This window comes from Mycobacterium spongiae (assembly GCF_018278905.1).
GTDB classification, from domain to species: domain Bacteria; phylum Actinomycetota; class Actinomycetes; order Mycobacteriales; family Mycobacteriaceae; genus Mycobacterium; species Mycobacterium spongiae.
Map to the genome: position 1 here is coordinate 4,036,589 of NZ_CP046600.1, position 18,180 is coordinate 4,054,768.

At 61.5% G+C, this 18,180-nt stretch carries 14 protein-coding genes and 3 rRNA genes; 3 read left to right on the forward strand and 14 right to left on the reverse strand.

The window, feature by feature from the left end:
• Positions 1–138 precede the first annotated feature (138 nt).
• Positions 139–1,647, forward strand: coding sequence for a DNA-3-methyladenine glycosylase 2 family protein (locus F6B93_RS16330; RefSeq protein WP_211696007.1), 1,509 nt, complete (start codon positions 139–141; stop codon positions 1,645–1,647).
• A complete protein-coding gene (locus tag F6B93_RS16335; RefSeq protein ID WP_211696008.1) occupies positions 1,644–2,141 on the forward strand; it encodes a methylated-DNA--[protein]-cysteine S-methyltransferase in 498 nt (165 codons plus the stop codon). The genes F6B93_RS16330 and F6B93_RS16335 overlap by 4 nt, the downstream gene beginning before the upstream one ends.
• A gap of 68 nt (positions 2,142–2,209) precedes the next feature.
• Here the strand turns inward: F6B93_RS16335 and rrf are convergent.
• From rrf to murA, 4 genes are all read right to left on the reverse strand, one after another.
• Positions 2,210–2,322 (reverse strand): 5S ribosomal RNA (gene rrf, locus F6B93_RS16340).
• A 98-nt stretch (positions 2,323–2,420) separates the two neighbouring features.
• Positions 2,421–5,537 (reverse strand): 23S ribosomal RNA (locus F6B93_RS16345).
• 279 nt (positions 5,538–5,816) lie between these two features.
• Positions 5,817–7,349 (reverse strand): 16S ribosomal RNA (locus F6B93_RS16350).
• Together the 16S, 23S and 5S rRNA genes form the textbook arrangement of a ribosomal RNA operon.
• Before the next feature lie 309 nt (positions 7,350–7,658).
• On the reverse strand, positions 7,659–8,915 hold the full coding sequence (gene murA / locus F6B93_RS16355) for a UDP-N-acetylglucosamine 1-carboxyvinyltransferase (protein WP_211696009.1): 1,257 nt from the start codon (positions 8,913–8,915) through the stop codon (positions 7,659–7,661).
• Positions 8,916–8,985: 70 nt separating this feature from the next.
• Between murA and F6B93_RS16360 the strand changes: the two genes are divergently transcribed.
• Entirely contained in the window at positions 8,986–9,579 is a 594-nt protein-coding gene (locus F6B93_RS16360; protein WP_211696010.1) for a cob(I)yrinic acid a,c-diamide adenosyltransferase, read from the forward strand.
• A 92-nt stretch (positions 9,580–9,671) separates the two neighbouring features.
• Here the strand turns inward: F6B93_RS16360 and F6B93_RS16365 are convergent, their stop codons facing one another.
• From F6B93_RS16365 to F6B93_RS16410, 10 genes are read right to left on the reverse strand one after another with little or no spacing between them, the layout of a single operon-like run.
• Positions 9,672–10,115, reverse strand: a complete 444-nt coding sequence (locus F6B93_RS16365; protein ID WP_211696011.1) for a DUF2550 domain-containing protein — start codon at positions 10,113–10,115, stop codon at positions 9,672–9,674.
• Positions 10,116–10,122: 7 nt separating this feature from the next.
• Positions 10,123–10,488 carry a F0F1 ATP synthase subunit epsilon gene (locus tag F6B93_RS16370; RefSeq protein ID WP_211696012.1) on the reverse strand — a complete coding sequence of 122 codons (366 nt, stop codon included), beginning with the start codon at positions 10,486–10,488 and terminating at the stop codon, positions 10,123–10,125.
• A 33-nt stretch (positions 10,489–10,521) separates the two neighbouring features.
• Positions 10,522–11,973 (reverse strand): F0F1 ATP synthase subunit beta, encoded by a 1,452-nt coding sequence (gene atpD / locus F6B93_RS16375; protein WP_211696013.1) that lies wholly within the window; start codon positions 11,971–11,973, stop codon positions 10,522–10,524.
• 26 nt (positions 11,974–11,999) lie between these two features.
• Complete coding sequence (locus F6B93_RS16380) at positions 12,000–12,911, reverse strand: F0F1 ATP synthase subunit gamma (protein ID WP_211696014.1); 912 nt, start codon at positions 12,909–12,911, stop codon at positions 12,000–12,002.
• A 5-nt stretch (positions 12,912–12,916) separates the two neighbouring features.
• On the reverse strand, positions 12,917–14,566 hold the full coding sequence (atpA, locus tag F6B93_RS16385) for a F0F1 ATP synthase subunit alpha (protein ID WP_211696015.1): 1,650 nt from the start codon (positions 14,564–14,566) through the stop codon (positions 12,917–12,919).
• 45 nt (positions 14,567–14,611) lie between these two features.
• A complete protein-coding gene (locus tag F6B93_RS16390; protein WP_211696016.1) occupies positions 14,612–15,952 on the reverse strand; it encodes a F0F1 ATP synthase subunit B/delta in 1,341 nt (446 codons plus the stop codon).
• A gap of 6 nt (positions 15,953–15,958) precedes the next feature.
• The gene (locus tag F6B93_RS16395) at positions 15,959–16,498 is read right to left on the reverse strand and encodes a F0F1 ATP synthase subunit B (protein WP_211696017.1); all 540 of its coding nucleotides are present in this window, start codon (positions 16,496–16,498) and stop codon (positions 15,959–15,961) included.
• A gap of 19 nt (positions 16,499–16,517) precedes the next feature.
• Positions 16,518–16,763 carry a F0F1 ATP synthase subunit C gene (locus F6B93_RS16400; RefSeq protein WP_211696018.1) on the reverse strand — a complete coding sequence of 82 codons (246 nt, stop codon included), beginning with the start codon at positions 16,761–16,763 and terminating at the stop codon, positions 16,518–16,520.
• Positions 16,764–16,816: 53 nt separating this feature from the next.
• Positions 16,817–17,569, reverse strand: a complete 753-nt coding sequence (atpB, locus tag F6B93_RS16405) for a F0F1 ATP synthase subunit A (protein ID WP_211696019.1) — start codon at positions 17,567–17,569, stop codon at positions 16,817–16,819.
• On the reverse strand, positions 17,562–18,032 hold the full coding sequence (locus tag F6B93_RS16410; RefSeq protein ID WP_211696020.1) for an ATP synthase subunit I: 471 nt from the start codon (positions 18,030–18,032) through the stop codon (positions 17,562–17,564). The genes atpB and F6B93_RS16410 overlap by 8 nt, the downstream gene beginning before the upstream one ends.
• Between the last annotated feature and the right edge of the window lie 148 nt (positions 18,033–18,180).

Below are 18,180 nucleotides of genomic sequence, written 5' to 3' on the forward strand. Positions count from 1 at the left end.
GGAAGCTTCGTGGGCTTGACTACCCAACCCGGCTGGCGCGGCCACCACGGCGTCCACGTCAGGGCAGTAGCACCCCGGGCCAACTTAGATGTCGCTTTTCCGCTAGTACTGCTGTCGAGCGGGTGTCATTCTCGAAGGGTGCACGAAGACTTCGAACGCTGCTACCGGGCGGTCCAGGCCAAGGACGCCCGTTTCGACGGCTGGTTCGTGACGGCGGTGCTGACCACCGGAATCTATTGTCGGCCCAGTTGCCCTGTCCGGCCGCCCTTCGCCCGCAACGTTCGCTTCCTCCCGACTGCCGCGGCCGCTCAGCGGGAAGGGTTCCGCGCCTGCAAACGGTGCCGTCCCGACGCATCGCCAGGTTCTCCCGAATGGAATGTGCGTGGTGACGTGGTGGCGCGGGCGATGCGGCTGATCGCCGACGGAACCGTGGACCGCGAGGGGGTCGCCGGCCTTGCCGCCCACCTCGGCTACACGACCCGTCAGCTGGAACGCTTGTTGCAGTCCGAGGTCGGCGCCGGGCCGCTTGCGCTGGCGCGTGCGCAACGCATGCAGACCGCGCGGGTGCTCATCGAGACGACAGACCTGCCATTCGGCGATGTCGCTTTCGCCGCAGGGTTTTCCAGCATCCGCCAGTTCAACGACACCGTGCGACTCATGAGCGACAGCACGCCAACAGAGCTCCGCAGACGCGCAGCAACCCGATTCGGATCCTCCAAGCCCACGGGCACTTCCCCCGGAACGGTGTCCTTGCGACTAGCGGTGCGGACGCCATTCGCGTATGAAGGCGTTTTTGGCCATCTGGCCGCCACCGCGGTGCCAGGTTGCGAGGCGGTGCGCGATGGCGCGTTCCGTCGCACACTGCGGCTCCCGTCCGGCAACGGACTCGTTTCCCTGACACCCGCACCGGATCATGTGCGGTGCCTGTTGGTACTCGACGATTTCCGCGATCTGGCCACAGCGACCGCGCGCTGCCGCCGGCTCCTGGACCTCGATGCAGATCCCGAAGCGATCGTCGAGGCACTCGGCGCCGATCCGGACCTGAGCGCAGTGGTGGCCAAGGCTCCCGGACAACGCATTCCCCGCACCGTAGACGAGGCCGAGCTCGCCGTGCGGGCGGTGTTGGGCCAGCAGGTATCCACCAAGGCCGCACGAACGCATGCGGGCAAACTGGTGGCCGCCTATGGCAGTCCCGTCCACGATGCCGATGGCACGCTGACCCACACCTTCCCGTCCGTTGAGCAGCTTGCTGAGGTCGATCCCCTGCACCTGGCCGTCCCCACAGCACGACAACGGACGCTCAAGGCGCTGATCGCCGGCCTCGCGGACGGCAGTGTCCGGGTTGACGCCGGGTGCGACTGGGGACGCGCACGCACCCAGCTGTTGGAATTGCCGGGTGTCGGGCCCTGGACCGCCGAGGTCATCGCCATGCGCGGGCTCGGCGACCCGGACGCCTTTCCCGCCAGCGACCTCGGTCTCAGGCTCGCCGCCACGCAACTTGGCCTACCTCGACAACCAGGCAGGCTCACCAAGCACAGCGTCCGCTGGCGTCCCTGGCGCTCCTATGCCACCCAACACCTGTGGACCACTCTGGAACATCCGGTCAATCAATGGCCCCCCAAGGAGCCACTCAAGGAGATGACATGATTCGCTACTGCACCATCGACAGCCCAATAGGTCCGTTGACGCTGGCCGGACGAGGGTCGACATTGACAAACCTACGAATGGTCGACCAGACCTACGAACCAGATCGCACCGACTGGACACTTGATCACACCGCGTTCGCGGACGCCGCCGACCAACTGAACGCCTATTTCTCCGGCGAACTCCAGGAATTCGATATCGAGCTCGACCTACAAGGGACCGAATTCCAACAGCGGGTCTGGAAAGCGCTACTGACAATTCCCTACGGTGAAACTCGGTCCTACGGCGACATCGCGGACCAAATCGGCAGCCCCGGCGCCGCACGCGCCGTCGGATTGGCTAACGGCCACAACCCCATCTCCATTATTGTCCCGTGCCATCGCGTCATCGGCGCGAGCGGAAAGCTCACCGGCTATGGCGGCGGCCTCGACCGAAAACACGCCCTGCTTGAATTGGAGAAACACCGCGGATCTATCAATTTGACGCTGTTTGGGTAGCGGATTGAGGATGGCCCGCCCGATCAATGCAAAAACACCCCCGGTAGCCCGGGGGTGTTTTTGTGTATGTTCGGCGGTGACCTACTTTTCCGCCCGAAAGGGCAGTATCATCGGCGCAGACAGGCTTAGCTTCCGGGTTCGGAATGGGACCGGGCGTTTCCCTGTCGCTGTGGCCGCCGTAACTCTATTTAATTACCCTATTTTCTGGTTGTTCTGGTGGGGGATGTGGTGTTCCACGACCAATAAGATCGCGGGTCGGAATATGTGGTTGCGATGTGTGTTAGTAAGTTTTCGGCCGGTTAGTGCCAGTTCCCTGCACCCATTACTGGGCTTCCAGGTCTGACCTATCAATCCCGTGTTCTGCGGGGGGCCTTATCCCACCAAGTGGGTGAGAAACCTGATCTTGGAGAAGGTTTCCCGCTTAGATGCTTTCAGCGGTTATCCTATCCGAACGTGGCTATCCAGCGGTGCCCCTGGTGGGACAACTGGTGGACCAGAGGTTCGTCCGTCCCGGTCCTCTCGTACTAGGGACAGGTTTCCTCAAGTTTCTGACGCGCGCGGCGGATAGAGACCGAACTGTCTCACGACGTTCTAAACCCAGCTCGCGTGCCGCTTTAATGGGCGAACAGCCCAACCCTTGGGACCTGCTCCAGCCCCAGGATGCGACGAGCCGACATCGAGGTGCCAAACCATCCCGTCGATATGGACTCTTGGGGAAGATCAGCCTGTTATCCCCGGGGTACCTTTTATCCGTTGAGCGACACCCCTTCCACTCGGGGGTGCCGGATCACTAATCCCGACTTTCGTCCCTGCTTGACTTGTAGGTCTCGCAGTCAAGCTCCCTTGTGCATTTACACTCGCCACCTGATTGCCGTCCAGGTTGAGGGAACCTTTGGGCGCCTCCGTTACATTTTGGGAGGCAACCGCCCCAGTTAAACTACCCACCAGGCACTGTCCCTGAACCGGATATACGGTTCGAGGTTAGAGGCCCAATACGATCAGAGTGGTATTTCAACAACGACTCCGCCCCAACTAGCGTTGGAGTTTCACAGTCTCCCACCTATCCTACACAAACCGTACCGAACATCAATACCAAGTTGTAGTGAAGGTCCCGGGGTCTTTTCGTCCTGCCGCGCGTAACGAGCATCTTTACTCGTAGTGCAATTTCGCCGAGTCTATGGTTGAGACAGTTGAGAAGTCGTTACGCCATTCGTGCAGGTCGGAACTTACCCGACAAGGAATTTCGCTACCTTAGGATGGTTATAGTTACCACCGCCGTTTACTGGGGCTTAAATTCTCCGCTTCACCCTTGCGGGTTAACGGGTCCTCTTAACCTTCCAGCACCGGGCAGGCGTCAGTCCGTATACATCGTCTTGCGACTTCGCACGGACCTGTGTTTTTAGTAAACAGTCGCTCCCCACTGGTTTCTGCGACCGGATCCCGCTCCCACCGCGAGGGTGTTCACGATATTCCGGTCCCCCTTCTCCCGAAGTTACGGGGGCATTTTGCCGAGTTCCTTAACCATAGTTATCTCGTACGCCTTGGTATGCTCTACCTGACCACCTGTGTCGGTTTGGGGTACGGGCCGTATGTGTGCTCGCTAGAGGCTTTTCTTGGCAGCAGAGGATCACCGAATTCGCCTCAACCGGCTATGCATCACCTCTCAGGATTAGTGAGCGACGGATTTGCCTATCGCTCTCCCTACAGGTTTGCCCCAGTATTACCACTGACTGGTACGGCTACCTTCCTGCGTCACCCCTTCGCTTGACTACTACCAGCGAAGGTCCCACGCAGCCCCGAAACTCCACGCCCCCGAAGGGGAGTGATCGATCCGGTTTTGGGTGGTTAGTACCGCTGATTCATCACGGGCGCCCACACACGGGTACGGGAATATCAACCCGTTGTCCATCGACTACGCCTGTCGGCCTCGCCTTAGGTCCCGACTCACCCTGGGCGGACTGGCCTGGCCCAGGAACCCTTGGTCTTTCGGCGGGCAAGGTTCTCACTTGCCTTGTCGCTACTCATGCCTGCATTCTCACTCCCCCATCCTCCACCTCCGGTCACCCGGCGGCTTCCCTGAATGAGGGACGCTCCCCTACCCACACCCACCTAACGGTGGATGTGCCGCGGCTTCGGCGGTGTGCTTGAGCCCCGCTACATTATCGGCGCACAATCACTTGACCAGTGAGCTATTACGCACTCTTTCAAGGGTGGCTGCTTCTAAGCCAACCTCCTGGTTGTCTTTGCGACTGCACATCCTTTCCCACTTAGCACACGCTTAGGGGCCTTAGCCGGCGATCTGGGCTGTTTCCCTTTCGACGTACGGAGCTTATCCCCCGCCGTCTCACTGCCACGCTAGACACCACGGCATTCGGAGTTTGGCTGACGTCAGTAACCTAGTAGGGCCCATCGGCCATCCAGTAGCTCTACCTCCGCGGTGAACCACGCAACGCTGCACCTAAATGCATTTCGGGGAGAACCAGCTATCACGGAGTTTGATTGGCCTTTCACCCCTACCCACAACTCATCCCCTCAGTCTTCAACCTAAGTGGGTTCGGGCCTCCACGCGGTCTTACCCGCGCTTCACCCTGGCCATGGGTAGATCACTCCGCTTCGGGTCCAGAACACGCCACTACACACGCTTACGCGTGATACGCCCTATTCAGACTCGCTTTCGCTGCGGCTACCCCTCACGGGTTAACCTCGCGACATGTCCCTGACTCGCAGGCTCATTCTTCAAAAGGCACGCCATCACCCCACAAGGAGGCTCTGACGGATTGTAGGCACACGGTTTCAGGTACTCTTTCACTCCCCTCCCGGGGTACTTTTCACCATTCCCTCACGGTACTAATCCGCTATCGGTCATCGAGAAGTATTTAGGCTTACCGGGTGGTCCCGGCAGATTCACAGCAGATTTCACGGGCCCGCTGCTACTCGGGAATTGATACTAGGCAGGTGCCGGGTTTTCGCGTACCGGGCTCTCACCGTCTGCGGCAGACCATCCCAGGCCACTTCCGCTAACCGCGACACTTTCTAACTGCCTCCCAGCCGGGTAGAGCCGAGACGTATCACTCCCACAACCCCGCACACACAACCCCTACCCGGTTAAACATGTGTGCGGTTTAGCCATTTTCCGCGTTCGCTCGCCACTACTTGCGGAATCACAATTGTTTTCTTCTCCTACGGGTACTGAGATGTTTCACTTCCCCGCGTTCCCTCCCGCACCCTATATATTCAGATACGGGTAACACGACATTACTCGTGCTGGGTTTCCCCATTCGGAAATCCTCGGATCCACGCTCGGTTGACAGCTCCCCGAGGCATATCGCAGCCTCCCACGTCCTTCATCGGCTCTCGATGCCAAGGCATTCACCATGCGCCCTTATTAACTTACAAACACTACAAAAACCAAAGAAAAAATTGCACAATAGAAAACACCACCACTCCGGTTCGGAGGGCAGCGCATCCCATTGATGCTCGCAACCACTATCCAATACTCAAACACCACACCCCACCACCAAGATGGGGCGACAACACCTGAGGGTGTTGCCTCAGGACCCAACAGTGTGTCTGGCGATTCGCTTGCTGTTGTGCACCCGGCTCGCGTCCACTACAGACGAGAACCCCTCACGGCTTACACCCCACCAGTTGGAGTGTTTTCGTGGTGCTCCTTAGAAAGGAGGTGATCCAGCCGCACCTTCCGGTACGGCTACCTTGTTACGACTTCGTCCCAATCGCCGATCCCACCTTCGACAGCTCCCTCCCGAGGGTTAGGCCACTGGCTTCGGGTGTTACCGACTTTCATGACGTGACGGGCGGTGTGTACAAGGCCCGGGAACGTATTCACCGCAGCGTTGCTGATCTGCGATTACTAGCGACTCCGACTTCACGGGGTCGAGTTGCAGACCCCGATCCGAACTGAGACCGGCTTTAAAAGGATTCGCTAAGCCTCGCGGCATCGCAGCCCTTTGTACCGGCCATTGTAGCATGTGTGAAGCCCTGGACATAAGGGGCATGATGACTTGACGTCATCCCCACCTTCCTCCGAGTTGACCCCGGCAGTCTCTCACGAGTCCCCACCATTACGTGCTGGCAACATGAGACAAGGGTTGCGCTCGTTGCGGGACTTAACCCAACATCTCACGACACGAGCTGACGACAGCCATGCACCACCTGCACACAGGCCACAAGGGAACGCCTATCTCTAGGCGCGTCCTGTGCATGTCAAACCCAGGTAAGGTTCTTCGCGTTGCATCGAATTAATCCACATGCTCCGCCGCTTGTGCGGGCCCCCGTCAATTCCTTTGAGTTTTAGCCTTGCGGCCGTACTCCCCAGGCGGGGTACTTAATGCGTTAGCTACGGCACGGATCCCAAGGAAGGAAACCCACACCTAGTACCCACCGTTTACGGCGTGGACTACCAGGGTATCTAATCCTGTTCGCTCCCCACGCTTTCGCTCCTCAGCGTCAGTTACTGCCCAGAGACCCGCCTTCGCCACCGGTGTTCCTCCTGATATCTGCGCATTCCACCGCTACACCAGGAATTCCAGTCTCCCCTGCAGTACTCTAGTCTGCCCGTATCGCCCGCACGCTCACAGTTAAGCCGTGAGATTTCACGAACAACGCGACAAACCACCTACGAGCTCTTTACGCCCAGTAATTCCGGACAACGCTCGCACCCTACGTATTACCGCGGCTGCTGGCACGTAGTTGGCCGGTGCTTCTTCTCCACCTACCGTCAATCCGAGAAAACCCGAACCTTCGTCGATGGTGAAAGAGGTTTACAACCCGAAGGCCGTCATCCCCCACGCGGCGTCGCTGCATCAGGCTTGCGCCCATTGTGCAATATTCCCCACTGCTGCCTCCCGTAGGAGTCTGGGCCGTATCTCAGTCCCAGTGTGGCCGGACACCCTCTCAGGCCGGCTACCCGTCGTCGCCTTGGTAGGCCGTCACCCCACCAACAAGCTGATAGGCCGCGGGCTCATCCCACACCGCTGAATCGCTTTCCACCACAGGACATGCGTCCCGAGGTCATATTCGGTATTAGACCCGGTTTCCCAGGCTTATCCCGAAGTGCAGGGCAGATCACCCACGTGTTACTCACCCGTTCGCCACTCGAGTATCTCCGAAGAGACCTTTCCGTTCGACTTGCATGTGTTAAGCACGCCGCCAGCGTTCGTCCTGAGCCAGGATCAAACTCTCCAAACAAAAACTCCTCGATAACGAGGCGAATTTACAATCAGAGATACCTGACAAGACGCCAATAACTGGCATCATAAAAACGACCACACCCACACACGGGGAGTGCTAGGCGTGGTCAAAAAAACAACAACAAAAAATGAAACCACCAAACACACTATTGAGTTCTCAAGCAACACACTCGCTCGGTGCTGCCCGCTTCGGGGCAACCCTGCCAGCTTAATACAGATCCAACGACCGAGTCAAGATCTGGTTTGAACCTTCTCGTGACCAGGTGTCACTTCCGGTCGGAGCCGGTTAGGGCCCCGCCGCAACTGCCTACGAGCATACCCTTTCGATCTCGGCGCCGAGACTGCCCAGGTTCTCCACGAACAGCGGATAGCCGCGATCGATGTGGAACACGTCGTGAACCTCGGTGTCACCGTCGGCGACCAGCCCGGCCAGCACCAAGCCAGCGCCGGCCCGGATGTCCGAACACCACACGGGCGCGCTCGAGAGTTGCCGCAGACCCCGCACAACGGCGTGGTGCCCGTCGGTGCGGGCATCTGCGCCAAGCCGGATCATCTCTTCAACGAACCGAAACCGGGCCTCGAACACGTTCTCGGTGATCATCGAGGTGCCGTCGGCGATCGATGCCAACGCAATCGCCATCGGTTGCAAATCGGTCGGAAACCCTGGAAATGGCAGGGTGGCGACGTTGACCGCCTTCGGCCGCTCGTATTGGGTCACCCGGAAGCTGTCTTCAGTCTGGGTGACGGTGGCACCCGCATCGTGCAACTTGTGCAGCACTACCTGGAGGTGTGCCGGATCTACGCCAGTCACCGATATGTCCCCGCGCGTCATCGCCGCGGCGATGCCCCATGTCGCGCCAACGATGCGGTCGCCGATCACCCGGTGCTCGGTGGGATAGAGCCGCGGAACACCGGTGATCGTCATGGTCGGTGAACCCGCGCCCTCGACCTGGGCGCCCATCTGGTTCAACATCGTGCACAGATCGACCACGTCGGGTTCTCGCGCCGCGTTGTGGATGGTGGTAACGCCCTCAGCGACGACCGCGGCCATCAGGATGTTCTCGGTGGCTCCGACAGACGGAAATTCCAGCTGAATCTCCGCGCCACGCAACGTCTCTGCCTGTGCAACCACACACCCATGCTCGATATTGCAGTGGGCACCCAACTGCCGCAGTCCGGCCTGGTGCATATCCAGTGGACGAGACCCGATCGCGTCGCCGCCCGGTAGCGCGACCCGCGCCCGCTTGCACCGGCCCACCAGTGGGCCGAGCACACAGACCGAGGCACGGAATTGGCGCACCGCGGCAAAGTCGGCGTCGTATTTCGGCTCGTCGGGCGAGGAAATGCGGGCCACATCCCCATCGAGTTCGACGGTGGCACCCAGGCCACGAAGTACTTCCGCCATCAATGGCACGTCGAGGATATCGGGGCAGTTGGTGATGGTGCTGGTGCCTTCGGCCAACAAAGTCGCGGCCATTAGCTTGAGCACGCTGTTCTTGGCGCCGCCAACAGCGACTTCGCCTGACAACCGGCTGCCACCAGTCACCACGAAGCGCTCCGCCACCCGCGTTAGTGTAATGAAGCGATATCGGCTTGTCAGTCAGCCAACTAGTCATCCGAGGACGGTTTTGCTCATGGCAATACACCTGACCCGCATCTATACCCGAACCGGCGACGATGGCACGACGGGATTGAGCGACTTCTCGCGGGTCGCCAAGAACGACTCCCGCTTGGTGGCATATGCAGACTGCGACGAAGCCAACTCGGCGATCGGCGTGGCCATCGCCTTGGGTCAGCCCGACGAAGAAATCACTGCGGTATTGCAGCAGATCCAGAACGACTTGTTTGACGCTGGTGCCGACTTGTCGACTCCGGTAAAAGATCCGGCGGACGATCCCGAACGTCCGCCGTTGCGCATCACCCAGGCCCAGGTCGACCGGCTCGAAGAATGGTGTGACTCCTACAACGAACACCTCCCAGCCCTGAATTCTTTTGTGCTGCCAGGTGGCTCGCCGTTGTCGGCACTGCTGCACGTCGCTCGCACCGTAGTACGTCGAGCGGAGCGATCGGCCTGGACCGCGGTCGAGACTGCGCCGCAACAGGTCAGCACGATGCCGGCGAAGTATCTCAACCGGTTATCGGATCTGCTGTTCATCCTGGCACGCGCCGCCAACCCCAACGGAGATGTCCTCTGGAAACCCGGCGGCGGCGCGCCCAATAAGGGCTAGCCGCACCACCGGTGGGCATGCATGTCGACCTGCCCGGCATGGTCATCAGCCCCATCGGGATGGTGATCGCGCCGGTCTCCGAGGATCGAGGTTCACACGCCGCGCCGCCGCGACCGCGGCGAAGGGCGAGATTCCAACCATGACTGGAATGCCGTCAATGCGCCCCTATCGAGCGCGATCTCGTAGCCCGACCTGCGGTCCGCTGTGGTGTCGCGCAGTTCCAGCACGACTATCTCATGTGTCATGATGTCGAATTCGTCGCCTCGCGGCGCGCGTCGAGAGATGATTTCGACACCTCGTCGGCTGAGCCGCCGATCCGGCCACAAACGCAAACTGGACAGCCGATAGAACGCGGCCTCGCCACCGCGATAGCGGATCACTCCGTGGCGCCAGCCGTGGCCCCCAACCGCGGGAATGTCCCGCATGATCCCGGCCGTCCCGCCTTGCCGCAGCTTCCACAACCGATAACTCAGGGCGGCGACCGCCATCCCCAAGACGACGACGAGCACGGCCATGCCGACCATGGGCGCGCTCATCGGTGTACTAGTCGATCGCGCCGACTGCGCGCAATCTGGCGCGGCCCCTGGCGGCGATGCGTGGATCGTCGGATTCGGAATCCTGCTTGGCCGCGGCTTCGTCAATCTCCGACTCGAACTCGGCCGACTCAGCCAGAATGCTGACTCCCTCTTCCGTCACCGACATGAAACCACCGTCCACCGCGACGCGCAGGTCCTTGGCGCCCTCGCGCTCGACGCGCACCATGGCGTCCTCGACCAGTTGGGCCACCAACGGAATGTGGCTGGGCAAGATGCCGATCTCACCGACGGTGGTGCGGGTAAATAGGAACGTTGCCGTGCCGGACCAGATCTTCCGGTCGACAGCAACGATCTCAACGTTCAATTCGGCCATTCCACACCACCTTTCGACTCCACCGGATGCTGTCTACAGCTTGGCGCCGAGGCTCTCGGCCTTCTTGGCCAAGTCCTCGAGGCCACCGATCAGGAAGAAGGCCTGTTCGGGTACGTGGTCGAACTCGCCCTTGCAGACCCGGTCGAACGCCTCGATGGTCTCCTTCACCGGAACCGTCGATCCCGGCTGGCCGGTGAACTGTTCGGCCGCCATCATGTTCTGCGAGAGGAACCGCTCAATTCGCCGGGCGCGGTTGACCAGCTGCTTGTCCTCCTCCGACAACTCGTCGATGCCCAGAATCGCGATGATGTCCTGAAGATCCTTGTAACGCTGCAGGATTCGGATGACTTCCTGCGCCACGCGGTAGTGCTCATCACCGACGACGCCAGGGTCCAGAATGGTCGAACTGGATGCCAGCGGGTCCACGGCGGGGAAAATGCCCTTGGAGAACACCGCACGGGAGAGCTCCGTCGTGGCATCGAGATGGGCGAATGTCGTCGCTGGAGCGGGGTCGGTGTAGTCGTCGGCGGGCACATAGACCGCTTGCATCGACGTAATCGAGCGTCCGCGCGTGGACGTGATGCGTTCCTGCAGTTCGCCCATCTCGTCGGCCAGGGTGGGCTGATAACCCACCGCCGACGGCATCCTGCCGAGCAGCGTCGACACCTCGGAACCTGCTTGGGTGAACCGGAAGATGTTGTCGATGAACAGCAACACGTCCTGGCCCGCCTCGTCGCGGAACCACTCCGCCATCGTCAGCGCCGACAGTGCCACCCGCATACGGGTACCGGGCGGCTCATCCATCTGGCCGAATACCAGCGCGGTGTCCTTGAGCACGTTGGCCTCGGCAAGCTCGACCCACAGGTCGTTGCCCTCGCGGGTTCGCTCCCCCACGCCCGCGAACACCGAAGTACCGCCGAAGTTGCGGGCGATGCGGTTGATCATCTCCTGGATCAGCACCGTCTTGCCCACACCGGCACCACCGAACAGGGCGATCTTGCCGCCTCGCACATATGGAGTCAGCAAATCAACGACCTTCAAACCGGTCTCGAGCATCTCGGTCCGGGGCTCGAGCTCCTCGAAGGCCGGCGGCTTGCGGTGGATCGACCAGTGCTCGAACCCTTGCCCGTAGCCAGGCTCGTCGAGGCAATCTCCCAGCGCGTTGAACACGTGGCCTTTGACTGCCTCACCGACCGGCACGGAGATGGAGTTACCGGTGTCGGTGACCTCGACGCCGCGCACGAGGCCGTCGGTGGGCTGCAACGAGATGGTGCGCACCAGATTGTCACCGAGGTGCTGCGCCACCTCCAACGTCAGGGTTTTCGCCAACGACTCGAAATCGATCTTCGCGTGCAGGGCGTTGAACAGCTCCGGTATGGAACCCCGGGGAAACTCGACGTCAACGACCGGCCCGGTGACCCGCACCACCCGGCCGCTGGTCTCGGCGCTTCCACTCTTGTCGGTCTTTTCGGCCATTGCTGTCATATCTTTTCGCTTCCTCGTGGGGCCATCTAGCTGGCATCGGCGAGCGCGTTTGCGCCACCGACGATTTCGCTAATCTCCTGGGTGATCTGAGCCTGCCGCTCGCGGTTTGCCATCAACGTCAGCGCCTTGATGAGGTCGTCCGCATTGTCGGTCGCCGACTTCATCGCTCGTTGACGCGACGCCAGCTCCGAGGCCGCGGACTCCAGTAGCGCCGCATACACACGCGTAGTCAGGTACCGCGGCAGCAGTGACTCGAACAGCGTCGTCGCGTCCGGCTCGAACGAATAGAGCGTGCGCGGCCCAAGGTCCTCTTCGACGTACTCCACCACCATCGGGGCCATTCGGTGGGCCTCCGCCGATTGCGACAACATCGATTTGAATTCGGTGTAGACGATGTGCAGTTCGTCGACACCCTGATCGGCGTCAGACAGCGAATTCTCGTCGGTGCCAAGCATGAAAGCCTCGACCAGGTTCGCCGCGATCTCCGCGGCGTTTTCGTACTTGGGCTGCTCGGAAAAACCCGTCCACGACTCGGTGATGTCCCAGTTGCGGAATGTGTAGTAGTTCAGCGCCTTGCGGCCTACCACATACAGGACCGGAGTCTTTCCTTCCTCCCGCAGCAGGGAGAACAGCTCCTCGGAGCGCCGGAAGATGCTCGCGTTGTAGGCGCCGCACAAACCGCGGTCCGACGACACGACCAGCACACCGGCCCGCCTCGGTTCGGGACGCTCGACGAGCAGCGGATGGTCCAACGCGGCTTCGGCGGCCAGCGTGGTGAGCATCCGGGTGATCTCGACGGCATACGGCCGGGCGGACCCAAGCCGCGCCTGGGCCCTGCCGATACGTGACGTCGCGATCAGCTCCTGGGCCTTGGTGATCTTCTTGATCGACCCCGCCGAGCGGATCCGCCCGCGTAGTTCGCGAAGTGTGGCGGCCATGCCCGCTACTTCTTCTTCTTCGGGGCCGGCTTCTTGACTTTCACCGCTTCCTTCGCGAGCTTCTCCTCGTCGAGCGCCTCGACATGCTCGTCGGGCACCACCGAGCCGCCGCCAGTGGCCGCGAAGCCCTTCTTGAAGCGGTTGATGATAGCGGTGAGCGAATCGGCGGTTTCGTCGGTGAGCTTCTGGCTCTCGCGGAGCTCGGTGAGGATCGCGTCTTCAGAAGCCCGCATGTGGTCCAGCAGTTCGGTTTCAAACCGCCTGACATCCTCCACGGGCACCGAGTCCAGGTGGCCGGCGGTACCGAGGAAGATAGCGACGACTTGCTCCTCAACCGGCATGGGCTGGAACTGTGGCTGCTTGAGCAGCTCGACCAGTCGCGCACCGCGCTCCAGCTGCGCCTTGGACGTAGCGTCCAGGTCAGAGGCAAAGGCCGCAAAGGCTTCCAGCTCGCGGTACTGCGACAGGTCCAGACGGAGACTCCCTGCCACCTCTTTCATTGCCTTGATCTGCGCCGCACCGCCGACTCGGGACACCGACACGCCAACGTTGATGGCCGGCCGCACGCCCTGGTTGAACAGGTCGGTCTCCAGGAAGCACTGCCCATCGGTGATCGAGATGACGTTGGTGGGGATGTAGGCCGAGATGTCGTTGGCCTTCGTCTCGATGATCGGTAGACCCGTCAGCGAACCGCCGCCAAGATCGTCGGACAGTTTCGCACATCGCTCCAAAAGCCTTGAGTGCAAATAAAACACGTCACCGGGATAAGCCTCGCGGCCGGGCGGGCGTCGCAGCAGCAGTGAGATCGCGCGGTACGCCTCAGCCTGCTTGGTCAGGTCGTCGAACACGATCAGTACGTGCTTGCCGCTGTACATCCAGTGCTGGGCGATTGCCGAGCCGGTATACGGCGCAAGCCATTTGAAACCCGCGGAGTCGGAGGCCGGGGCCGCGACGATGGTGGTGTAATCCATCGCCCCGCCCTCCTCCAGGGCGCGCCGAACGGCGGCGATCGTGGTGCCCTTCTGCCCCACCGCCACGTACACGCACCGCACCTGCTTTTGCGGATCCCCCGTCTCCCAGTTCTGACGCTGGTTGAGGATGGTGTCCACGCACACGGCTGTCTTACCGGTCTTGCGGTCGCCGATGATCAGCTGACGCTGGCCGCGGCCTATCGGGGTCATCGCATCGATGGCCTTGATTCCGGTCTGCAACGGCTCTTTCACACCTTGACGTTGCACCACCGACGGCGCCTGGATCTCGAGCGCGCGCCGCTCCTCGGCCTCGATCTCCCCACGCCCATCGATCGGTTGACCGAGCGGATTGACCACCCGTCCCATGAACCCGTCGCCAACCGGAACCGACAACACATCGCCGGTGCGCTTGACCTGCTGGCCTTCCTCGATGTTCTCGAAGTTGCCCAGGATGACCGCGCCGACGCTGTGCTCGTCGAGGTTGAGAGCGACACCAAGTATTCCGCCCGGAAACTCCAGCAGCTCTTGGGTCATCACCGATGGCAAACCCTGAACGTGGGCGATGCCGTCACCGGCATCGACGACGGTACCGACCTCTTCGCGGCTGGTGTCGGAGGTGAAAGAACTTACGTACTCTTCGATCGCGCCCTGAATGGCGTCGGCGGGAATTGTCAACTCGGCCATGGCTTTTCGTCTTCCTACTTCGGGTTGTGCTGACTAAGTTCAGGTTCAGTCGGGCAATTGCGCCTCGGCCGCAGCCAGACGAGACGAGAGCGTACCGTCGATCACCTCGTCACTGACGGCAATCGAGAGCCCGCCGAGCAACGTGGGATCGATCCGCAGCTGCACGGCCACCGGGTGACCGTAGATGCGGCGAAGCACGTCGACCAGGCGGGTGCGCTGGCCGGCGCTGAGTTCCGCTGCCGCGCTGACCTGCGCGACGACCTCGCCGCGGCGCGCCACCGCGACTTCGGCCAAGAACAGCACCGCCTCCTCGGCGGGTTGACCGCGCAACAGCTCGACGGTCTGGGACAGCAACGCAACCGCGATCGGGTTGACGCCGCTACTGGCGCGCTCGAGCACGTTGCGCAGCAACTGGACTCGGCCTTCGGCCGCAACAGAGTAGTCACCCAAGAGGATGGCAAGCCGCGGCTGCGCATCCAGCACCCGGGAGAACCGGAACAGCTGCTCCTCGACCTCATCGACCTGACCCTCACGTTCAGCGAGTTCCAACAACGCCCGACGCGCCACATGCTCAATGGCATCGATCAGGTCGGAGTTGGCCGACCACCGCTGCGATACGGCCGCGCGCAGCACATCGAGCGTGGGGGCGCCGACCCTGCCGGACACCAGCCGCTCAATCAACCGGACCCTCGGCGCGGCGTCTTCGGCCGGTACCGTCAGGTACCTGGTGACAACAACCTCGCGGCCCAACAGTCTCGCCACCGACGTCAGGTCGGCGGCAAGAGCGGACAGACCGAGATTGTCCAGGCTCTTGGCGAACGTGTCGAACTGAGCCACCAGGTCCACCAGCGCACGGCGACTGGCCGATCGCATCCTGGTCAACAGCGGGTATTCCACTTCCGCCGCGGCAGGTGCCATCGCGTCGAGTTCATCCAGAAAGCGATCGACCGTGGCCGACTGCCGCGCTGGGTCCCCAACGTGACTGCTCACTAATTCCCTTGCTTGGCGCACGGATTCGTGGCCGAATTCCAGCCGCAACCGACGAGTCAGCTGCGCGCGCAGCAGCTCGACCTGGCGTGCGCCCTGCACTTTGATGCGCTCGGCTTCGACATCGGCCTGGGCCTGCAGCTGCTCTGTGATTCGCTCGGCGTCGGCCTTGGCTTCCTCGACCACCCGCAGCGCCTCCGACTTTGCGTCCGCTAGCGCCTTGGAATGTGCCTGGCTCGCCTCCGCCAGCCGATCGGCGGCCGCCGCCGAATCGGCCAACTGCTGGCGCACCGTGTCCTGTCGAGCCGACATCAGACGCCGCACCAACGGCACGACGAAGCGCCACACCAAATACACGATGGCCGCGAACCCGACCAACTGCCCGAGAAAAGTCGACATTGGTGGTTACCTCGCCGCAGCTGAAGTGGAGGCCGAGGTGCTAACGGGGACGCCGAGAATTCGACTCGCCAACGTGGCAGACACGCTGGCCACGTTGGCACGCAGATCCAGTTCCACGGCGTCCTTCTCCCGCTTCAATTGTTCGTTAGCCGTTTGCAACGTCGATGCGACCTGCTGCTCGGCGTGGGCGCGCGCCTCGTCGACGACCTGACGACCTTCTGACCGGGCGTTGTCGCGGAACGACGACGCCTGGACGCGAGCCGCCGCCATGGCCTCTTCATAGTCGGCCTGCGCAGCAGCAAACTGCTCGGCTGCCTGCTTGGTGTCGGCAAGCGTCTTGTCGACCATGGCGTCACGCTCACGCAACACCCTCAGGATTGGCGGCACGACGAACGTACCGATGACGCCGAGCACAACCAGGAAGATCGCCAGCACAACGAAAAATGTGCCGTTGGGAACGAGGAAGTTGTTTGTCCCGCCTTCCTCTGCTGCCTGTGCTGGCTGGCCAGCCGCCAGAACAGTAACCAGTGAGCTCACTTCAGCCATTCCAACCCGTCACAGCGAATTACGAGACTGGCGTCGCAAAGACGAACAACGCCATAAAGGCCAGGTTGATGAAGTAAGCCGCCTCAACCAAGCCCACGGTAATGAAGAACGGCGTGAACAGCCGCCCCTGCGCCTCGGGTTGCCGGGCGACCCCGGAGATTAGCGCGTTGCCGGCGATGCCGTCACCGACACCGGCGCCGATGGCGCCACCGGCCATGATCAGTCCACCGCCGATAAGGGCGCCGGCAGCGATAGTCGGGTCCATTTCCTTTATCCTCCTTGATAACTCTGGTAGCGGACTACCAGATTGGGTAGCGGTTAGTGGTGTTCCTCTTCTAGCTCCATCGCCTGGCTGAAATACAAGATTGTCAGCAGCGCGAAAATAAAGGCCTGGATGGCGCCGACGAACAAATCGAAGGCCTTCCAAATCGCATTCGGCGCCCACATGATGTAAGGCGGGAAAAGCGCAATCAGCGCGACCAGGATGCCGCCAGCGAAGATGTTGCCAAAAAGTCGGAGCGACAAGGAGATCGGCTTGGCGAGTTCTTCGACCAGGTTGATCGGAGCGAGGAACGCTACGTGCCCCTTGAGGAGCTTGATCGGGTGTCCGATGACGCCGCGGCGCCAAATTCCGGCAAGGTGGTAGCAGACGAAGACGAACAGGGCCAGCGCCATGACGTAGTTGATGTCTGCCGCTGCGGGTTTGAGCAACTCGGTGGTGTTCCCGTGTTTATCGGTGTATTGCACCGGTAGAACCGACAGCCAGTTGGAAATCAGGATAAACACGAAGATGGTCACCGCAAGCGGCAACACGAAGGGCGCGATCCGCATCCCGATGGCGCCTTCGACCTGGTTGCGCATCTGGATGGTGATCGCCTCGAAGAACAACTGCACCCCGCCGGGCACATCTGTCGAGGTGACCTTGGCGCGCAGGTAGAAGGCCAACGCAATGACGATCACGCCGGCGATCGCCGTCGACAACACCGTGTCGGTGTTGACGGTCATACCGAACCAGGTCGCCGTATGGTGCTCGCCCACTTCGATTTGGGCGGCCAGGATCGTCTCAGTCATGGCTGGCGCTCCTTCCTTCCGTCGGGTCCGATCCGATCGGCTGACCGACCGATTCCCCGGAGCGCAACTTCTGCCATACCGGCAGCGCCGTAGACGCGACCAAGAGCACCTGGAACAGGGCTAGCCCGAAGAGCACGCCCAGCCCGGCGGGTCGGAAGACAAAGGCGATGACCAACCCGGCGATGGTGATGATCGCAAGCCGAGACGCCGAGTTGAGAGCCATCGACCTCTTCAGCGGATTCGCCTGTGCGGTGATGGCTTCCACCGAACGCCGGACCAATAGGGCGTTGAGCAGACCCAGCAACAACCCGACGCCGATGAACACCCCGACCATCAGGTGGCCTAACAATCCGGCGGCCACCATCGCCACCGCAGTCAACGCAACACTGATGACAAAAAGGCGAACCGGACGGAACGCAACGGACGGAAACACCAACGGCGCGTCCTGCGCTGGTGTCGTCACTGCCGCACCTCAATCCCGAGTTGGTGGAGCCTGCACCACCTGATTTGCAGAGCGGTGGCCCGCAGAGCGTATCGCAGTCGCCGCACTGCAATCACCCAAGGGGTAGCTCCTTGGCGTCGGTCGTTAATCGGCACGCTCGGATGTGCTC

Coding starts and splice junctions, on each gene's coding strand:
- F6B93_RS16335 (WP_211696008.1), top strand. CDS start 1,644: ATGATTCGCTACTGCACCATCGACAGCCCAATAGGTCCGTTGACGCTG.
- F6B93_RS16360 (WP_211696010.1), top strand. CDS start 8,986: ATGGCAATACACCTGACCCGCATCTATACCCGAACCGGCGACGATGGC.
- F6B93_RS16365 (WP_211696011.1), bottom strand. CDS start 10,115: ATGAGCGCGCCCATGGTCGGCATGGCCGTGCTCGTCGTCGTCTTGGGG.
- F6B93_RS16370 (WP_211696012.1), bottom strand. CDS start 10,488: ATGGCCGAATTGAACGTTGAGATCGTTGCTGTCGACCGGAAGATCTGG.
- atpD (WP_211696013.1), bottom strand. CDS start 11,973: ATGACAGCAATGGCCGAAAAGACCGACAAGAGTGGAAGCGCCGAGACC.
- F6B93_RS16380 (WP_211696014.1), bottom strand. CDS start 12,911: ATGGCCGCCACACTTCGCGAACTACGCGGGCGGATCCGCTCGGCGGGG.
- atpA (WP_211696015.1), bottom strand. CDS start 14,566: ATGGCCGAGTTGACAATTCCCGCCGACGCCATTCAGGGCGCGATCGAA.
- F6B93_RS16390 (WP_211696016.1), bottom strand. CDS start 15,952: ATGTCGACTTTTCTCGGGCAGTTGGTCGGGTTCGCGGCCATCGTGTAT.
- F6B93_RS16395 (WP_211696017.1), bottom strand. CDS start 16,498: ATGGCTGAAGTGAGCTCACTGGTTACTGTTCTGGCGGCTGGCCAGCCA.
- F6B93_RS16400 (WP_211696018.1), bottom strand. CDS start 16,763: ATGGACCCGACTATCGCTGCCGGCGCCCTTATCGGCGGTGGACTGATC.
- atpB (WP_211696019.1), bottom strand. CDS start 17,569: ATGACTGAGACGATCCTGGCCGCCCAAATCGAAGTGGGCGAGCACCAT.